The following is a 16,312-nucleotide window of genomic DNA, read 5'->3' as shown; positions in this document are numbered from 1 at the left end:
AGTCCTCGTCGTCTCCCCATCGCCCGGCATGCCGGCGTCCGGCGGGCTCCGGTAAGTCTCAGTTCCGCCCGAGCATCGCCTCGGTCCTGCCGATCGCGGGCGGGGTGCCGACGTCGAACCACAGCCCCTGGTGGACCAGGCCGAAGGCACGGCCGGCGGCGATCGCGCGTTCCCACAGGGTCATGAAGCCGAACGGGCCTTCGGGAAGGTCGGTGAACAGCCGCTTCGAGACGAGCTGGACGCCGGTATAGACGAAGGGCGCGACCTTGGAGGGGCGCCGGCGGACGATGCGGCCCGCGCCGTCCATATGGAAATCGCCGAGCCCGCTATGGCAGTTGGCGCGGGCCAGCGGCACCAGCAGCAGCAGCGCGTCCATCTCGGCATCGTTCCAGCGGTCGGCCAGCAGGCTGATCGCGTCGACCGGGCCGTCGACCCAGAGATTGTCGCTGTTGACGATCAGGAAGGGATCGTCGGGGATCAGCGGCAGCGCCTTGGCGACGCCGCCGCCGGTTTCCAGCAGCAGCCCGCGCTCGTCGGAGATGCGGATGTCGAGGTCGGCGGCCTTGCGCTTGAGATGCGCCTCGAGCGCGTCGGCCAGGTAATGGACGTTGACGACCACGCGGCCGATGCCGGCGTCGCGCAGCCGGTCGAGCACATGGTCGAGCAGCGGCTTGCCCGCCACCTCGACCAGCGGCTTGGGCCGGGTGGCGGTCAACGGGCGCATGCGCTTGCCGAGCCCGGCGGCCAGCACCATCGCGGTGCCGATCGGGACGGGCGTCGGGTTGGGGCGTAGCGACAGCGGCTTGGCGAAGCTCATGCCGCCTGCTCCCGCCAGTGCGCGGCGCGCTTGGCGGCGGGCAGGTTCGCATCGAACCAGGCCTTGACCGGTGTCAGCGCCGGATGGGCGAGGTCGCGTTCCAGATAGCCCCAGACGCGCGGCTGGAAGGCGAGGTAGCGCGGCTTGCCATCGCGCTTCCACAGCCGGGTGAAGATGCCGAGGATCTTGGCGTTGCGCTGCGCGCCGAGCAGCGCATAGGCGGCCTCGTCGAACGGGCGGCGCGCCGCGTAGCGCGCGATCATCGCCGTCTCGATCGCGGGCGGCACGTCGCGGCGCGCATCCTGGAGCAGCGAGACGAGGTCGTAGGCGGGATGGCCGGCGAGCGCGTCCTGGAAATCGAGCAGGCCGAGGCCGCCGTCGCCGAGCAGCATGATGTTCTCGGCATGATAGTCGCGCAGCACGCTGACCGACCGGTCGTGCGCGATCGGCGCCAGCGCCGCGTCCCAGGCGGCGGCATAGCCCGCCGGGTCGGCGTCGAGCCCCACGGCGGGCATGTACCATTCGGGCAGCAGCCCGGCCTCGCGCTGGTAGACCGCCATGTCATAGGGCGGCAGCGGCCCGGCGGCATGACCGTGCAGGTCGGCGAGCAGGTCGATCGCCTGGGCGTAGATCGGCGCCTCGGCGGCGGGATCGGCCTCGATCGCCTCCTTCATCCGCGCGTCGCCGAAATCCTCGAGCAGGATCAGCCCGCCCTCCAGGTCCTGCGCCAGCACGCGCGGCGCGCGGAAGCCGATCGCGTCGAGATGTGCGGCGACCGCCAGGAAGGGGCGGCTATCCTCATGCTCGGGCGGCGCGTCCATCAGGACGGCGCTGTCGCCGGCCCGCCGGACGCGGAAGTAGCGGCGAAAGCTGGCGTCGCCGGCCAGCGGCAGGATCTCGGCACCGTCCCAGCCGGCACGGTCGAGAAAGGCGGGGGCGTGGGGCGGGGGAATCATCCCGGATATCCTTTGGGCGGCCATCGGCCCTCCCATGCCGCCGGCGCGGTCCAAGTCAAGCGGCGCGCGTCGGGGCCGTCGGGTTCGATGGTCAGCCGCAGCGCATCGGGCCACAACAGCCGTCCCATCCGCTCGGGCCATTCGATCAGCAGCGCGCTGTCGGCCCGCGCCTCGTCGAGGCCGAGCTCCTCGATCTCGTCGGGATCGTCGATCCGGTAGAGGTCGACATGCCAGAGCGGCAGGCGAAGCTCGGGCGGGGCATAGGGGATGACGATCGGGAAGCTCGGGCTCGGCACCTCGCCCTCGAAGCCGAGCGCGTGGAGCAGGCCGCGCGCGAAGGTGGTCTTGCCCGCGCCGAGGTCGCCGCTCAGCGCCACGACGTCGCCAGGGCGCAGGACGGTCGCGAGCGCGGCGCCGGCGGCGGCGGTCGCCTGCGCATCCCGAAGATAGCGCATGACGATCCTCTGTGTCGCCCCCTGCTCAGACATGCAGCGGCTCGCCATGGTGACGGGGCAGGTGGATGGTCACGGTGGTGCCGCGGCCGGGCTCGCTTTCGAGGGCGATCGAGCCGCCATGCGCCTCGACCAGCTGGCGGGTCAGCGGCAGCCCGATGCCGATCAGCTGCTTGCCTTCGTCGTTGCTCGCGTCGATGCGCGGATAGCTGTCGAAGATGCCGGCACGCTGGGCCGCGTCCATCCCCTGGCCGGTGTCGGCGACGGTCCAGACGATCATGTCCTCGTCGCCGCGGACGCGGACCGTCACCTTGCCCTGCGGCGGGGTATAGGTGATCGCGTTGTTGAGCAGATGGTCGGCGATCTGGCGCAGCCGGCGCGGGTCGCCGCGCATCGCGCCCAGCCCGGGTTCGATGTCGACCACCAGCTGGAGCGGCTTGCCCTCGGCGGCGGGCCGCGCGGCGGCGACCGCGTCGTCGAGCAGCATCTCCATGTCGACATGCTCCTCGGCGAGCGGGAGATTGCCCGCCGCGCCCTGGGTCAGGTCGAGCACGTCCTCGACCAGCGAGCCGAGCCGGCCGACCGAGGCGAGGATCGCCTTCACATATTCGCCGGCGACGGTCGGCAGCGTGCCGGCATAGCCGGCGTCGAGCAGCTCGGCGAAGCCAGCGATCGAGGTCAGCGGCACGCGCAGCTCGTAGCTCATGTTCGCCACGAAGGCGGTCTTGAGCTTGTCGGCTTCTTCCAGCGCGTCCGCACGGCCGCGCAACGCCTCCTCGATCCCGCGCGAGGCGGTGATGTCGAGCAGGGTGAACAGCGCGTTGCCGTCGGGCAGCGGCACCACCGCGAAGTCGAAATAGCGGCCGTCGGCCAGCGCCATGCGGCCGGTGCGCGCCTGGCGGTCGACTGTGGCGATGCGGACCAGGTCGCGCAGCAGCTGCGCGCGCGACGGATCGGCGAGCTTGGCCGCGACCAGCTCGACCATCGCGTCGACGCGGAGATTCTGGGCGAGGTCGGCGTCGGACAGGCCCCATATGTCGCGGAAGCTCTGGTTCCAGATGTGGAGCCGGCCGTCGGAGGCGAAGACGCCGATCGCCTCGAACAGATTCTCGAAGGTCGCGGTGCGGACCCGCAGCAGCGTGTCGCGTGCGCTCGACAGCTGGACCTGCTCGGTCCGGTCCTCGAAGAACAGCAGCAGGCCGCCGTTCGGCAGCGGCTGGGCGACGACGCGGAGATGCTGGCCGCCCGGGAGCGTCCAATTCTCCTCGACCGCGTCGACCGCGTTGAACCAGGCCCGCCGGTCGGCCTTCCAGCCGGGGAAGTCGCGCGCCTCGGGCAGGCGCTGCGTCTCGCGCATCCGTTCGAGGACCCGGTCGAACTCGGGATGGTCGGTCATCCATTCGGGCAGCAGCGAGAAGAACTGCAGGAAGGGCTGGTTGAAGAAGACCAGGCTGCGATCGGGGGCGAACTGGGCGACGCCGGCCGACAACCGATCGAACAACTCGCGCTGTGCCTCCTGGAAGCGGCCCAGCTCGCCCCGGGTCTGCTCGAGGTCCTGGATGTCGAAGGCGTAGCCGGCGACGCCATGCTCGCCCATCGGTACGTCGACGATCCGCATCGTCCGGCGCTGGCCGCCCAGGGTGACCGGGACGACATGGGTCTTGATCCGGCCGCCGTCGCGGGCGGCCAGCGCGGTCGCGCGGGGCGTGCGGCCGTCGGCGGAATCGACCAGCTCCACGCCGCGCGTCACCACATCCTCGGCGCTCTCGCCTTCGACCGCGGCGACATAGGCCGAATTGACCAGCGCCAGCTTCAGGTCGGGACCGCGATGCCACATCGGGAAGGGGGCCGCCTCGATCAGCGCGAGGCAGCTGTCGAGCGCGTCGCTGACCGCCTGGCCCTCGGCCGACAGCCGGCCGATCGTCCGCTCGGCCGCGCTGTTGTCGAACAGCCAGATGATCACGCCGTCGCCGATAGCCGGCGGCGCGGGCCGGCCGCGCGCCAGCACGACCCGGTCGGTGCCGGCGAGGCGGAGCACCCGTTCGAACGCCCGCCCGGCCTGGTTGGCGGCGGCGATGTCGGCGGCCAGCCCCTCGGCATCGACGACCGAGATGCCGCCCTCGCCATCGCCGGCCATCTCGTCGATCGTGGCGGGCGGGGCGGGCAGGCCCAGCCAGTGGGCGAGCCGCGGGTCGGCGCCGATCCGGCCGTCGAGGCCGACGCGGAAGGGGACGGCGGGCGCGCTGGCGAGCAGGGCGCCCTGTCGCTCGAAGTCGCGCATGCGGGTCTTGGCGATCGCATCGCGCCGCAACCCCATGATGATCGACGCCACCGCTGCCGCGACCCACAGCGCGACGATGATCGCGAGCATCAGTGCGGCGACCGGATCGAGCTGGATCATCTGCGACATAGGCATGCTTCTAGAGCGGGATCATTCCGCGCGCGAGAAGGGAAATGCAGACGGCGAACGCCACGATCGCGGACGCGGGCACCCTGCCGCGTCATGCCAGCGCAGGCTGGCATCTCCGGAGAATGGCGCGCCGCCGAGCCTCATGAGATCCCAGCCTCATGAGATCCCAGCCTCATGAGATCCCAGCCTGGGCTGGGATGACGGCATCGAAGGGGCAACCGAAAAAGGAAAACGCCCGGCCCGCAAGTGCGGACCGGGCGTCTCCTATCTTCTTCCGCCGGGGCGGGACCGATCAGTAGCGGTAATGGTCGGGCTTGAACGGGCCTTCGGTCGAGACGCCGATATAGCCGGCCTGCTTCTGGGTCAGCTTGGTGAGCTTGACGCCGAGCTTCTCGAGGTGGAGCGCGGCCACCTTCTCGTCGAGATGCTTGGGCAGGACGTAGACCTCGTTCTTGTACTGGTCGCCCCGCGTCCACAGCTCGATCTGGGCGAGGGTCTGGTTGGTGAAGCTCGCCGACATCACGAAGCTCGGGTGGCCGGTGGCGCAGCCCAGGTTCACCAGGCGGCCCTTGGCGAGGATGATGATCTGCTTGCCGTCGGGGAAGCGGACCAGGTCGGTGCCCGGCTTGACCTCGGTCCAGTCGTAATTGCTGAGCGCGGCGATCTGGATCTCGCTGTCGAAGTGGCCGATGTTGCAGACGATCGACATCGGCTTCATCGCCGCCATGTGCTCGGCGGTGATGACGTCGGCATTGCCGGTCGCGGTGACGAAGATGTCGGCGCGGGTCACGGCCTCTTCCATCGTCACGACCTCGAAGCCCTCCATCGCGGCCTGGAGCGCGCAGATCGGATCGACCTCGGTCACCATCACGCGGGCGCCGCCGTTGCGCAGCGACTGGGCCGAGCCCTTGCCGACGTCGCCGAAGCCGGCGACGCAGGCGATCTTGCCGGCGAGCATGACGTCGGTGGCGCGGCGGATCGCGTCGACCAGCGATTCCTTGCAGCCGTAGAGATTGTCGAACTTCGACTTGGTGACGCTGTCGTTGACGTTGATCGCCGGGAAGGGAAGCTCGCCCTTCTTGGCGATCTCGTACAGCCGGTGGACGCCGGTGGTGGTCTCTTCCGAGACGCCCTTCAGATTCCGGACGGTCTCGGTCAGATAGCCCGGGCGCTTGGCGATGAACGCCTTGAGCGCGCGCTGGAACTCGACCTCTTCGTCATTCTCCGGCTCGCCCAGCGTCGCGCCGGCCTCGAGCTTGGCGCCCCACAGCGCGAACATCGTGGCGTCGCCGCCGTCGTCGAGGATGATGTTGGCGGTCTCGTCGCCCCAGTCGAAGATCGATCCGACATAATCCCAGTAGTCGGCGAGGCTCTCGCCCTTGATCGCGAACACCGGCACCCCGGTCGCGGCGATCGCGGCGGCGGCATGGTCCTGGGTCGAGAAGATGTTGCAGGTCGCCCAGCGGACCTGGGCGCCGAGCGCGGTCAGCGTCTCGATCAGCACCGCGGTCTGGATCGTCATGTGGAGCGAGCCGGTGATGCGCGCGCCCTTCAGTGGCTGCGATCCTCCGAACTCCTGGCGCAGCGCCATCAGGCCCGGCATCTCGGTCTCGGCGATGTTGATCTCGGCGCGGCCGAAATCGGCCAGGCCCAGATCGGCAACGATATAATCCTTCGTTTCAGTCGCAACGGCGGTGGCCACCGGGCTTCTCCTCTGGGGATGGGGCAGCCGGCGCGGCCGGCGGCAATGCCCGGCGCAATAGCCCGACGGGCCGTCCGATGCAAATATAAAGATATCTTTATATGTGGCTGCGCTGCTGGCGCGATGTGCGATCGTCCGGGAATGCGCGCCATGCCCCCCGTGCGGGGGGACCGGCTCGCCGCTTCGTTTCGCTCCGGGGCGAGGCCGCGAACGCGTAGCGGGTCACGCCTGGCCGCTGGTGGCCGCGAGCAGGCGGGGGTCGATTCCGACCGACCGCATCGCCGCTTCCCAGCGCCGGGGCGGCCGATGATCGAAGATGAGCCCGTCCTCGCCGCGAGTCGCGAGCCAGCCGTGGCGCCGCATTTCGTCGTCGAGCTGTCCCTCGGCCCAGCCCGCATAGCCGAGCGCGACCAGCCAGCGTGCCGGGCCGTCGCCTGCGGCGATCGCGCGCAGAACGTCGAGGGTCGAGGTCAGGCACCAGCGATCCTCGACGATCAGGCTGTCCTCGCCCAGCCAGTCGGTGGTGTGCAGGACGAAACCGCGCTGTTGCTCGACCGGGCCGCCGATCAGGATATCGCAATCGGGCGCCACGCCCGGCTCTAGCTCGAGCTGCTCGAGCAGGCGGTGCAGGGTGATGCCGGGCATGACCCGGTCGACCGCTACCCCGAGCGCGCCGTTCTCGTCGTGCGCGCACAGGGCGATCATCGCCTTTTCGAAGCGCGGGTCGCCGATTCCGGGCATGGCGAGCAGGAACTGCCCGCGGAGAGAGGCTGGCGCATCCATCGCCAACCCTTATAGTTGGCGGGCATGGAGACGCAAATAAGCGAACCGGCGGGCGAACGCCCTCGCGCAGCGGTCACGGTCGTGATTCCGGCCTATGGCGTCGGCGCGATGATCCGCGATGCGATCGATTCGGTCTATGCGCAGGATCGCGCGGACTGGGAGATCATCGTCGTCGACGACGGCGACACGCGCGCCGGGGCGCACGTCGCCTCCTATCTCTCGGATCCGCGCATCCGCTTCCTGGAAACCGACAATGGTGGCCCTTCGACCGCGCGCAACCGCGGGATGAAGGAGGTCGTCACGCCCTATATCGCCCTGCTCGACGGCGACGATATCTATGAGCCCGACTTCCTCTCCTCGATGATCGCCGCGCTCGAGGCGTCGCCGAAGATCGGCTTCGTCACCAGCGACGCGACGTTCTTCGGCGCGGACCGCATCGGCGAGCTTTTCTCCAGCCGCTGTCCGCAATCGCTTCCCGCCTCGCTCGAACGGGTGTTGCGGCGCGAGTTCAACGTCTTCGCGATGACGGTGATGCGCCGCGAGGCGATCATGGGGGTCGGCGGCTTCGACACCAGCCTGATATCGTCGGAGGACCTCGACGTCTGGATAAGGCTGATCGAGGCGGGGTGGGAGCTGGCCTATGTGCCGCGCCCGCTCGTGCGTTACCGTCGCCGCGCGGGACAGGCTTCGCGCAATTCGGGCGGGATGCTGCGCACCGCCCTGACGGTGACCGAGCGGGCCAGGACGCGGCTCGCCGGCCGCCCCGAGGCGCTCGCGGCCGACGAGATGTGCGCCCGCATCGAGCGGCAGATCCTGATCGACGACGGCTTCCGCCACCTCGGGGAAGGCGAGCTGTCCCGCGCGCTGTCCGAATTCGATCGCGCCGGCCACGACCAGCTGAGTCCCCGCTGGCGCCGGGCGCTTCGCGTGCTGCGCGTCGCGCCGTTCCTCGCCCCGCTGCTGATGCGGTTGCGCCGGGCCCTCTGAGCGGCGGCGGGATGGTAAAGGTGCGGTCCCGATGATAGGCGGAGATGGATGGGCGCCGTCGACACCGTCGCCGGATCGCGGCCCGCAGCAGGACCTCGCAAGGCTTTGAACACGCACGATCGGATCCTGCTGGTATCGAATGTGATGCCGCCCATCGTGGGGGGAACGCCGACGCTGTACGATCGGCTGGCCTGCCATGCCGCGCCGCGCATCGCGGTGCTGAGCGCCTGGCGCGATCCCGATTTCGGCAAGCCCATCCCGGGATGGCGCGAGAGCGATGCCGGAAAACCCTATCCGATCCGGCGCATCCCATGGCTTCGTCCGCCGCGCATCGAGGATATCCGCCGCCGGATGGGATGGCTCGACCTGGTCCTGATCGACCTTCCGGTGATGCTGGTCGTGTTCTGCGCGGTCGTGATCGCGGCGACGCGCGCGCGCGCCAAGGCGATCGTCCTGGGCGAACTGCACGGCCTGGGCTGGCTCGCCATCCTGCTCGGCGTCCTGGCGCCCTGGCGCGTCGTGATCTACACCCATGGCGAGGAAGTCGCCCAGCGCGCCTACAACCGGCTGGCGCGGCTGCGCGGGCCGGCGCTGCGCGCGAGCGATGTCGTGGTGACGGTGTCCAGGTTCACCCGTGACCGGATCATCGAAGACTTCGGCGTCCCGCCCGATCGCATCCGCCTCGTCCTCAACGGCGTCGACCTCGAGCGCTTCACCCCGGGCGGGACGAGCGAGCCGTTCGTCCTGAGCATCGGGCGGCTGATCGAGCGCAAGGGCTTCGACAAGCTCATCGACGCCTATGCGCTGGTCGCCGACGAGTTCCCCGCCTACCGGCTCAAGATCGCCGGCCATGGCGGCGACGAGGCAGCGCTCAAGGCGCGGGCGGCCCGCAGTGGCGCGGCCGACCGGATCGACTTCCTGGGCGGCGTCGACGATGCGGCGCTGACCGCACTCTACCGGTCCTGCACCATCTTCATGATGCCTAACCGGACCCTGGCCGATGGCGACACCGAAGGCTTCGGCCTGGTTTTCCTGGAGGCCAATGCCTGCGGCAAGGCCGTGATCGGCGGCCGCGCGGGCGGCGTCACCGACGCGGTGGTCGACGGCGAGACCGGTCTGCTGGTCGATGGCTACGATATCGAGGACATCGCATCGGCGATCCGCCGGCTGCTCGGCGACGATGCGCTTCGCGACAGGCTGGCGGCCGGCGGGCTCGCTCATGCGCGCGCGCATGGCTGGCCCTCGGTGACACGGGAATTTCTCGATGCGGTGTTAGGACCGCCTCGATCATGAAGCGGAAGGAACGATAATGACGATCGCCATCGGAGACCGCATCCCCGCGGTCACCTTCAAGACGATGACGGTGGACGGGCCGGTCGAGCGCACCAGCGACGCGCTGTTCGCGGGCCGCAAGGTCGCGCTCTTCTCGGTGCCGGGGGCCTTCACGCCGACCTGCTCGGCCAAGCATCTGCCCGGCTTCGTCGACAAGGCCGACGACATCCGCGCCAGGGGCGTCGACGAGATCGTCTGCACCGCCGTCAACGACGCCTTCGTGATGGGCGCCTGGGGCGTCTCGGCGGGGACCGACGGCAAGGTCACGATGCTGGCCGACGGCAATGGCGATTTCGTCCGGGCGCTGGGGCTGGAGATGGACGCGCGCGGCGCGGGTATGGGCCAGCGCGGCCAGCGCTTCTCGATGCTCGTCGAGAACGGCGTCGTCACCCGGCTGAACATCGAGGAACCGCGCGAGTATAAGGTGAGCAGCGCCGAGCACCTCCTCGGCCAGCTCTAGGGATCGAGCCGGGCCCGATTCGGTGGATCGGGCCCGGGCGACAAGGAGACCATGTTGCCGTCCACGCAAAGCCTGCGACTCGTCGAGCAACTCGACACGCTCTACCGCCAGTCGGTGACGCGGCTGCGCGCCGCGCTGACCCATTATATCAGGACCGGCGAACGGCCCGATCCGGCGACGCGCCGCGACGGCACCTTCGCCTATCCCGAGATACGCCTGCGCTATGAGGGCGGCCGCGACCCAGGGCCGCTCGGCCGCTCGTTCGGCCGCCTGCAGGAACCGGGCGACTATGCGATCGCGGTCACCCAGCCGGCGCTGTTCGCCCCCTATCTCGCCCAGCAGATCGACCTGCTGATCGAGGATTATGGCGTGCGGGTGGAAGCGGGGATCAGCAGCACCGAGATCCCCTATAATTATGTGCTCGACGCGGGCGACGACCTCGACCTGACCGGCGCGTCGCCGGTCGAGCTGTCGCGCATCTTCCCCTCGACCATCCTGTCGCAGATCGGCGACGAGCTCGCCGACGGGCTGTGGGTGCAGGCGGATGGGGCGGCGCGGCCGCTGGCGCTGTTCGATGCCCCCCGGGTCGATTTCAGCCTCGCGCGGCTGCGGCATTATACCGGCACGCCGCCCGGCCATGTGCAGGACTATATCCTGTTCACCAACTATCATCGCTATGTCGACGAGTTCGTCCATTGGGCGATCGACCAGCTCGACAGGGACGGCCGCTACACGATGCTGAGCGGCGCGGGCGGGGTGGAGATTCGCGCGGGCGATCCCGATCCGCGCCAGGCGATCGCCGACAGCGCGTGGCGCAAGCACCAGATGCCGGCCTATCATCTGGTCGCGCCCGACCGCTCGGGAATCACCCTGGTCAACATCGGCGTCGGCCCGGCCAATGCCAAGACGATCACCGATCACCTGGCGGTGATGCGGCCGGCGGCGTGGCTGATGATCGGCCATTGCGGCGGCCTCAGGCCCAGCCAGCGGATCGGCGACTATGTGCTGGCACATGCCTATCTGCGCGACGACCATGTCCTCGACAGCGTGCTGCCCCCCGAAATCCCGATCCCGGCGATCGCCGAGGTGCAGCAGGCGCTGACCCGCGCCGCCGAGATCGTCTCGGGCCAGAGCATGGAACAGCTCAAGCTGCGCATGCGCACCGGCACCGTCGTCACGTCCGACGATCGCAACTGGGAGCTGCGCTACACCGCCTCGGCGCTGCGCTTCAGCCAGAGCCGCGCGGTCGCGATCGACATGGAGTCGGCGACCCTCGCGGCGCAGGGCTATCGCTTCCGCGTACCCTATGGGACGCTGCTCTGCGTGTCGGACAAGCCGATCCATGGCGAGATCAAGCTGCCGGGCCAGGCCAACCGCTTCTACGAGCGGGCGATCGCCGAGCATCTCCAGATCGGCATCACCGCGGTCGATCAGCTCCGCGGCGAGGGCGCCCGCCTGCACAGCCGCAAGCTGCGCGCGTTCGACGAGCCGCCATTCCGGTAAGGGCTGGAAAGGGACGTCACGCGTCTTCCAGCTCCTCGGCGCTCGTCACCCGGTCGCGGCCGCCGATCTTCGACTGGTAGAGGGCGCGGTCGGCGCGCGCGAGGAGCGAGGCGAGCGAGATGTCGCCGGGGCGCAGGCCGGTGACGCCGAAGCTCGCCGTCATCACGATCCGGTCGGGCCCGTTCACCGGCATCGCGGCGATGTCGCGGCGGATGCGCTCGACCACCTCGATCGCGTCCTGCGCGCGCGTGTTGACGAGGAGCAGCGCGAACTCCTCGCCGCCGATCCGGCCGATCAGGTCGCCGCGGCGAACGAGCCGCTCGATCCGGCCGGCGAAATGGCGCAGGGCGCGGTCGCCGACGCCGTGCCCGTAGCGGTCGTTGATCGCCTTGAACCTGTCGATGTCGGCGACGACGACCGCGAGCGGCTGGCGCTGGCGCTGGGCGTTGCGGATCGCGCGCTCGGCCGAATCCTCGAAGCCGCGCCGGTTGTAGATGCCGGTCAGCATGTCCGACGTCGCCAGCATCCGCATCGTTTCGGCGAGGTCGGAAGCGACGAGGAAGACCGAGAAGAGGCCGACGCCGATGAACGCCGGCGGATAGAGCAGGATCAGGATGGTGCGGTAGAGCTGGAGCGGATCGCCCGTTCCCGTCACCCCCTGGCGGAAGGCGGCGGCGGCCATCGCCAGGTCGATCAGCGCGAACAGCATCAGCATCAGCGTGACCGACCGTTCGGGCAGCGACGCGGTGCGGAAGCGGCGGCCGACATGCGCGGTGCTGATCGCCATCATCGTGCCGCCGAACAGCAGTCCGGTCGCGTCGCGCACGCCCAGATGGGGCACGACGGTCGCCGCGCCCGCGATCAGCAGCGCGGCGACCGCCGCCGCGAGCAGATAGGGCGTCAGTGCCGCATCGGGCCTGCTCCGCTGCGCGAAGCCCGCCGCGATCAGCGCGTTGGACAGGCAGCCGAGGCCGGCGATCGCGGCATAGAGCGGCGCATTGTCCGGCGCCTGGATCCGGAGGCCGAGATTGGCGATCCATTCGACCGTGGCGACCGCGAAGGCGATCGCCCAGACCAGCGCATGGCGCGGCCGCCCGAAGCTGCGCCAGGCGATCAGCATCACCCCCGTCAGCATCGCGGCGCTGAAGATCAGCGCGATGATGATGATCACCGCTGCGGTCATGGTCCCCCAAAAGCAACAGGCGGCGAAGACCCCCTGTCTCCGCCGACTGGTTAACTCCGTTCCGATTGGGCCGCGCCACTGCGGTGCGTCGTGGTAAAAATCAATAGTCAAAAAACGATTCGCCGTACCGTTTTCGGTCACTGGCTCCGTTTTGGATACTATTGGGGCGATTCTTGCCCGCGATCCTGGTGCGATATGCTCACTGGGGCACTTTCAACGATGTTCATTACTATGGCGATTCGATCGCGACCGGGACGGCGGCCGAATCGATTCGCCGCCGTCCCGTCGCTCGACTCACCAGCCGCAGCGCTGGCCCTTGTTCTGCTTCTGGAGCCAGGCCATCAGCGGCTTGAAATAGGCGATCATCGCCGAGCCATCGATCTCCCGGCTGCCGGTGAAGGCCTCCAGCGCGTCGGGCCACGGTTTGGACGCCCCCATCTTCAGCATCGCGTCGAGCTTCGCGCCGACCTCCTTGTTGCCGTAGAAGGAGCAGCGGTGGAGCGGGCCCTTCCAGCCCGCTTGCTCGCAGGCCGCCTTGTAGAACTGGAACTGCAGGATGCGGGCGAGGAAGTAACGCGCATAAGGCGTGTTGCCGGGGATATGATATTTGGCGCCCGGATCGAAATCGCCCTCGTCGCGCGCCTCGGGCGGGACGATGCCCTGATACTGCAGGCGCAGGTCGGTCCACGCCTTGTTGTAGCTGGCGGGCGTGGTCTGGCCACTGAACACGCCCCAGCGCCATTTGTCCATCAGCAGGCCGAAGGGCAGGAAGGCGACCTTGTCCATCGCCTGGCGCAGCAGCAGGCCGATGTCCTTGTCGGCGCTCGGCACCTTGGCCGGATCGAGCAGGCCGATCTTCACCAGATAGTCGGGGGTCACCGACAGCGCGATGAAGTCGCCGATCGCCTCGTGGAAGCCGTCGTTCGCGCCGTTGAGGTAGAGATAGGGCTGCTTGTTATAGGCGCGCTGGTAGAAATTGTGGCCGAGCTCATGGTGGATCGTGACGAAGTCGTCGGCGTTTACCTTGGTGCACATCTTGATTCGCAGGTCCTCGACATTGTCGATGTCCCACGCCGAGGCGTGGCAGACGACCTCGCGGTCGCGCGGCTTGGTGATCTGCGAGCGCGTCCAGAAGCTGTCGGGCAGCTTCGCGAAGCCGAGCGATGTGTAGAAGCCCTCGCCCGTCTTCACCATCTTCACCGGGTCATATTGCTTCGCGACGAGCAGCTCGCCGGTGTCGAAGCCGAGGTCGCCGGCGCCCGTCGGCGCGACGATATCGTAGATGTTGCCCCATTCCTGCGCCCACATGTTGCCGAGCAGGTCGGCGCGGATCGGGCCGGTCTTCGCCTGGACGGCGTCGCCATATTTCTCGTTGAGCTTCATCCGCGTGTAGCAGTGGAGCGCGTCGTAGAGGGGCTTAACCTGCGTCCACAGCCGGTCCATCATCTTCGCGAAGTCGTCGGCGGGCATGTCGTAGCCCGCGCGCCACATCGCGCCGAGATCCTGATAGCCGAGGTCGACCGCGCCCTTGTTGGCGATCTCGACCAGCTTGGCATAATCGCCGCGCATCGGCTTGCCGACATTGTCGTGCCAGCTGACCCACATTTCCTTCAGCTCGGCCGGGTTGCGGTTGGTGCCCATCTCGGCCTCGATGTCGGAGCCGTTGATCTCCTGTCCGCGCAGGGTTCCCTTGCCCTTGCCGTAGGCCGATTGGAGCCGGGTCGCGAGGTCGTTGAGCTCCCGCGCGGCACCGGGCGTGGACGGGGCGGGCAGGACGATGCTCTGCTTGAGGATGTCGAGCTTGCGGCGGGTGTCGTAGCTCAGCCCTTTCAGCCCGTCGAACCGCGCCGCCCCGCTGGCGTAGCGGACCTGCATCTCGGTGAATTCGGCGCCGACCCGGGCGTTCACCGCGTCGGTGTCGTCGGTGATGTAGGTCGCGTTGATCCATGCCGCCTGCGCGCCGTAGATGCCGAGGTCGGCCAGCTGCTTCTCGGCGTCGGCGACGAAGGCGTCGGCCTCCGCGACGGTCGGCGCGGCGCTGGACGCCGTCGCGGCGGCCGGCCGATCCTGGGCCAGCGCCGGGGCGGTGGCGAGCAGCGCGGCGAGCGCGAGAGCGGACGTCGCCGCCTTGATCGAGATCTTCATGGGGAGGGTTCCTCGGTATGTTCTGTGCTGACACCACTGTCATCACGCCACCGGAGGTCGTCAAGCCCGTGTATTACACCGATGGGACGGTCGCGCCCCGCGATCGGAAGGAGAGGATGGTCAGAACCAGGCGGCGATCGCATCGCCGAACTGGGGCAGCGTCACCGCGCTCATATGGTTGCCGGGCACCTCGACGAAGCCGGCGTTGGGCAGCGCCGTCGCGAGCGCGCGGGCCGAGCCGTTGTCCTGGTCCTCCGATCCGGTCAGCACCAGGATCGGCATGGCGAGCTCGTCAAGCGCGTTGCGTGCGATCTTCGGGAAATTGTCGAGCAGCAGGAGGAGCGCCTTCGCATCGCCGCCCGTGGTCTTGAGGAAGCCCTCGGCCATCCACTCGGGCGAGAATTTCGGGTGGGTGCCGGCGCCTTCGAGCACCTTGCGGAAAAAGGCCACCCGGCCGCCCAGGTCGAGCAGCCCTTCGAGACCCATGCCCGCGAGCATCGCTTTGCCTGGCCTGGCGCCGCGCACCAGCATCCGTGCGGTGGTGCGACCGCCCAGCGAATAGCCGCCCAGGTCGTAATCGCCCGGCGCGAGGCCGAGCTGCCCGATCAGCGCCAGATTGTCGTCGGCAAGGATGTCGTGGCTGTAGCCCGACGGGTCGTGCGGCTTGGCGCTTTCGCCATGGGCCCTGAGGTCGGGCATGATCACCCGGCGGCCCTTGACGGCGAGCTTGGCGGCATGGCCGTAGCGCACCCAGTTGGTGAAGGCGTTGGAGAACAGCCCGTGGATCAGGATGACGGGCCGCCCGTCCTCGGGTCCCATGCCGTGCCAGGCCATGCGGGCGCCGTCCGCGCCGTCGAAATGGTGGAGCGTGGTTTCAGTCGGGAAGTTTGCCAACGGTCTTCATCCAGCGATCGACGAGCGTCTCATGCTCGTCGGTCCGGTAGCGCGGCAGCTCCTTCGTGTCGATCCACGCTTCGTGCAGGCTCTCCGCGCCGAAATGATGCGCGGGGCGGAAGCGCGCGGGATCGTCGAAGCTGCCGACGGTCAGGTCGATATTGTCACTGTCTGGATATTCGAAGCCCAGCGGGGTGCCGCAGGTCGAGCAGAAGGGCCGCCGCGCGATCGGCGAGCTGGCGTACCAGTCGGGCTCCCGATCCCAGCGCACCGCTGCCTTCGCCAGGTTGACGAAGGCGATCGACACCCCGCCGGTCGCGCGCTGGCACATCCGGCAATGGCAGAGATAGGCCTCGTCCGAGGCGATCTCGGCGCTGTATCGGATACGGCCGCACTGGCAGCCGCCGGTCATGGTCTGCTGCATCGCCACACTCCCCAACGCGTCACCCCAGCGAAGGCTGGGGTCCATGTCTCTCATCAACCAGATGCCATCTGAGGAGACAACAGCCATGGATGCCAGCCTGTGCGGGGCCTTTGCATAAGCTGCACCCTGTCTCTCGGCGTCATGCCAGCGCAGGCTGGCATCTCGGGCGGCTCCTGCCTCGCGCTCGTCTCCTCTCTCCGGAGATCCCGGCCTCCGCCGGGATGACGGGTTACGCAAAGGTCCCGCCTGGCCGGCATGACGAAA

General features: G+C 68.9%; 14 protein-coding genes. 4 read left to right on the top strand and 10 right to left on the bottom strand.

The window, feature by feature from the left end; all coding sequences use genetic code 11:
• Nucleotides 1-58 precede the first annotated feature (58 nt).
• The 6 genes from ASE22_RS24370 to ASE22_RS24345 form a co-directional block, all read right to left on the bottom strand.
• The gene (locus ASE22_RS24370; RefSeq protein ID WP_056365906.1) at nucleotides 59-817 is read right to left on the bottom strand and encodes a nucleotidyltransferase family protein; all 759 of its coding nucleotides are present in this window, start codon (nucleotides 815-817) and stop codon (nucleotides 59-61) included.
• Nucleotides 814-1,773 carry an aminoglycoside phosphotransferase family protein gene (locus tag ASE22_RS24365; protein WP_056365903.1) on the bottom strand — a complete coding sequence of 320 codons (960 nt, stop codon included), beginning with the start codon at nucleotides 1,771-1,773 and terminating at the stop codon, nucleotides 814-816. The genes ASE22_RS24370 and ASE22_RS24365 overlap by 4 nt, the downstream gene beginning before the upstream one ends.
• A complete protein-coding gene (gene tsaE, locus ASE22_RS24360; RefSeq protein ID WP_156397265.1) occupies nucleotides 1,770-2,228 on the bottom strand; it encodes a tRNA (adenosine(37)-N6)-threonylcarbamoyltransferase complex ATPase subunit type 1 TsaE in 459 nt (152 codons plus the stop codon). Before tsaE ends, ASE22_RS24365 begins: the two co-directional genes overlap by 4 nt.
• A gap of 25 nt (nucleotides 2,229-2,253) precedes the next feature.
• The gene (locus ASE22_RS24355; protein WP_056365900.1) at nucleotides 2,254-4,635 is read right to left on the bottom strand and encodes a sensor histidine kinase; all 2,382 of its coding nucleotides are present in this window, start codon (nucleotides 4,633-4,635) and stop codon (nucleotides 2,254-2,256) included.
• Nucleotides 4,636-4,927: 292 nt separating this feature from the next.
• Nucleotides 4,928-6,337: an adenosylhomocysteinase gene (gene ahcY / locus ASE22_RS24350; protein WP_056365897.1), complete on the bottom strand. Its 1,410-nt coding sequence runs from the start codon at nucleotides 6,335-6,337 to the stop codon at nucleotides 4,928-4,930.
• 222 nt (nucleotides 6,338-6,559) lie between these two features.
• Nucleotides 6,560-7,120: a YqgE/AlgH family protein gene (locus ASE22_RS24345; RefSeq protein ID WP_056365894.1), complete on the bottom strand. Its 561-nt coding sequence runs from the start codon at nucleotides 7,118-7,120 to the stop codon at nucleotides 6,560-6,562.
• A 24-nt stretch (nucleotides 7,121-7,144) separates the two neighbouring features.
• Here ASE22_RS24345 and ASE22_RS24340 point away from each other — a divergent pair, with 24 nt between their 5' ends.
• The 4 genes from ASE22_RS24340 to ASE22_RS24325 all read left to right on the top strand — a co-directional run bounded on the left by ASE22_RS24340 (nucleotide 7,145) and on the right by ASE22_RS24325 (nucleotide 11,402).
• Nucleotides 7,145-8,107: a glycosyltransferase family A protein gene (locus ASE22_RS24340; RefSeq protein ID WP_056365891.1), complete on the top strand. Its 963-nt coding sequence runs from the start codon at nucleotides 7,145-7,147 to the stop codon at nucleotides 8,105-8,107.
• A gap of 144 nt (nucleotides 8,108-8,251) precedes the next feature.
• Nucleotides 8,252-9,400 carry a glycosyltransferase family 4 protein gene (locus tag ASE22_RS24335; RefSeq protein WP_056366207.1) on the top strand — a complete coding sequence of 383 codons (1,149 nt, stop codon included), beginning with the start codon at nucleotides 8,252-8,254 and terminating at the stop codon, nucleotides 9,398-9,400.
• Between the two features lie 16 nt (nucleotides 9,401-9,416).
• Nucleotides 9,417-9,899: a peroxiredoxin gene (locus tag ASE22_RS24330; protein ID WP_056365888.1), complete on the top strand. Its 483-nt coding sequence runs from the start codon at nucleotides 9,417-9,419 to the stop codon at nucleotides 9,897-9,899.
• A 51-nt stretch (nucleotides 9,900-9,950) separates the two neighbouring features.
• Nucleotides 9,951-11,402, top strand: coding sequence for an AMP nucleosidase (locus tag ASE22_RS24325; RefSeq protein WP_056365885.1), 1,452 nt, complete (start codon nucleotides 9,951-9,953; stop codon nucleotides 11,400-11,402).
• A 16-nt stretch (nucleotides 11,403-11,418) separates the two neighbouring features.
• Here the strand turns inward: ASE22_RS24325 and ASE22_RS24320 are convergent, their stop codons facing one another.
• The 4 genes from ASE22_RS24320 to ASE22_RS24305 all read right to left on the bottom strand — a co-directional run bounded on the left by ASE22_RS24320 (nucleotide 11,419) and on the right by ASE22_RS24305 (nucleotide 16,048).
• Nucleotides 11,419-12,585 carry a GGDEF domain-containing protein gene (locus ASE22_RS24320; RefSeq protein WP_056365882.1) on the bottom strand — a complete coding sequence of 389 codons (1,167 nt, stop codon included), beginning with the start codon at nucleotides 12,583-12,585 and terminating at the stop codon, nucleotides 11,419-11,421.
• A 294-nt stretch (nucleotides 12,586-12,879) separates the two neighbouring features.
• Nucleotides 12,880-14,730 (bottom strand): M2 family metallopeptidase, encoded by a 1,851-nt coding sequence (locus ASE22_RS24315; protein WP_056365879.1) that lies wholly within the window; start codon nucleotides 14,728-14,730, stop codon nucleotides 12,880-12,882.
• 120 nt (nucleotides 14,731-14,850) lie between these two features.
• On the bottom strand, nucleotides 14,851-15,624 hold the full coding sequence (locus ASE22_RS24310; protein ID WP_056365876.1) for an alpha/beta fold hydrolase: 774 nt from the start codon (nucleotides 15,622-15,624) through the stop codon (nucleotides 14,851-14,853).
• The gene (locus ASE22_RS24305) at nucleotides 15,605-16,048 is read right to left on the bottom strand and encodes a GFA family protein (protein ID WP_056365873.1); all 444 of its coding nucleotides are present in this window, start codon (nucleotides 16,046-16,048) and stop codon (nucleotides 15,605-15,607) included. Before ASE22_RS24305 ends, ASE22_RS24310 begins: the two co-directional genes overlap by 20 nt.
• Nucleotides 16,049-16,312 lie beyond the last annotated feature (264 nt).

Origin of the sequence: Sphingomonas sp. Root720, assembly GCF_001428605.1 — a bacterium.
Lineage (GTDB): Bacteria > Pseudomonadota > Alphaproteobacteria > Sphingomonadales > Sphingomonadaceae > Rhizorhabdus.
Note: the sequence above shows the minus strand (reverse complement) of the source record. Positions and strands in the feature narration are given on the sequence as shown.

Excerpts from the sequence above, each read along its gene's own strand:
- ASE22_RS24370 (WP_056365906.1), bottom strand. The coding sequence starts at position 817 with ATGAGCTTCGCCAAGCCGCTGTCGCTACGCCCCAACCCGACGCCCGTC.
- ASE22_RS24365 (WP_056365903.1), bottom strand. The coding sequence starts at position 1,773 with ATGATTCCCCCGCCCCACGCCCCCGCCTTTCTCGACCGTGCCGGCTGG.
- tsaE (WP_156397265.1), bottom strand. The coding sequence starts at position 2,228 with ATGCGCTATCTTCGGGATGCGCAGGCGACCGCCGCCGCCGGCGCCGCG.
- ASE22_RS24355 (WP_056365900.1), bottom strand. The coding sequence starts at position 4,635 with ATGTCGCAGATGATCCAGCTCGATCCGGTCGCCGCACTGATGCTCGCG.
- ASE22_RS24345 (WP_056365894.1), bottom strand. The coding sequence starts at position 7,120 with ATGGATGCGCCAGCCTCTCTCCGCGGGCAGTTCCTGCTCGCCATGCCC.
- ASE22_RS24340 (WP_056365891.1), top strand. The coding sequence starts at position 7,145 with ATGGAGACGCAAATAAGCGAACCGGCGGGCGAACGCCCTCGCGCAGCG.
- ASE22_RS24335 (WP_056366207.1), top strand. The coding sequence starts at position 8,252 with ATGCCGCCCATCGTGGGGGGAACGCCGACGCTGTACGATCGGCTGGCC.
- ASE22_RS24330 (WP_056365888.1), top strand. The coding sequence starts at position 9,417 with ATGACGATCGCCATCGGAGACCGCATCCCCGCGGTCACCTTCAAGACG.
- ASE22_RS24325 (WP_056365885.1), top strand. The coding sequence starts at position 9,951 with ATGTTGCCGTCCACGCAAAGCCTGCGACTCGTCGAGCAACTCGACACG.
- ASE22_RS24320 (WP_056365882.1), bottom strand. The coding sequence starts at position 12,585 with ATGACCGCAGCGGTGATCATCATCATCGCGCTGATCTTCAGCGCCGCG.
- ASE22_RS24315 (WP_056365879.1), bottom strand. The coding sequence starts at position 14,730 with ATGAAGATCTCGATCAAGGCGGCGACGTCCGCTCTCGCGCTCGCCGCG.
- ASE22_RS24305 (WP_056365873.1), bottom strand. The coding sequence starts at position 16,048 with ATGCAGCAGACCATGACCGGCGGCTGCCAGTGCGGCCGTATCCGATAC.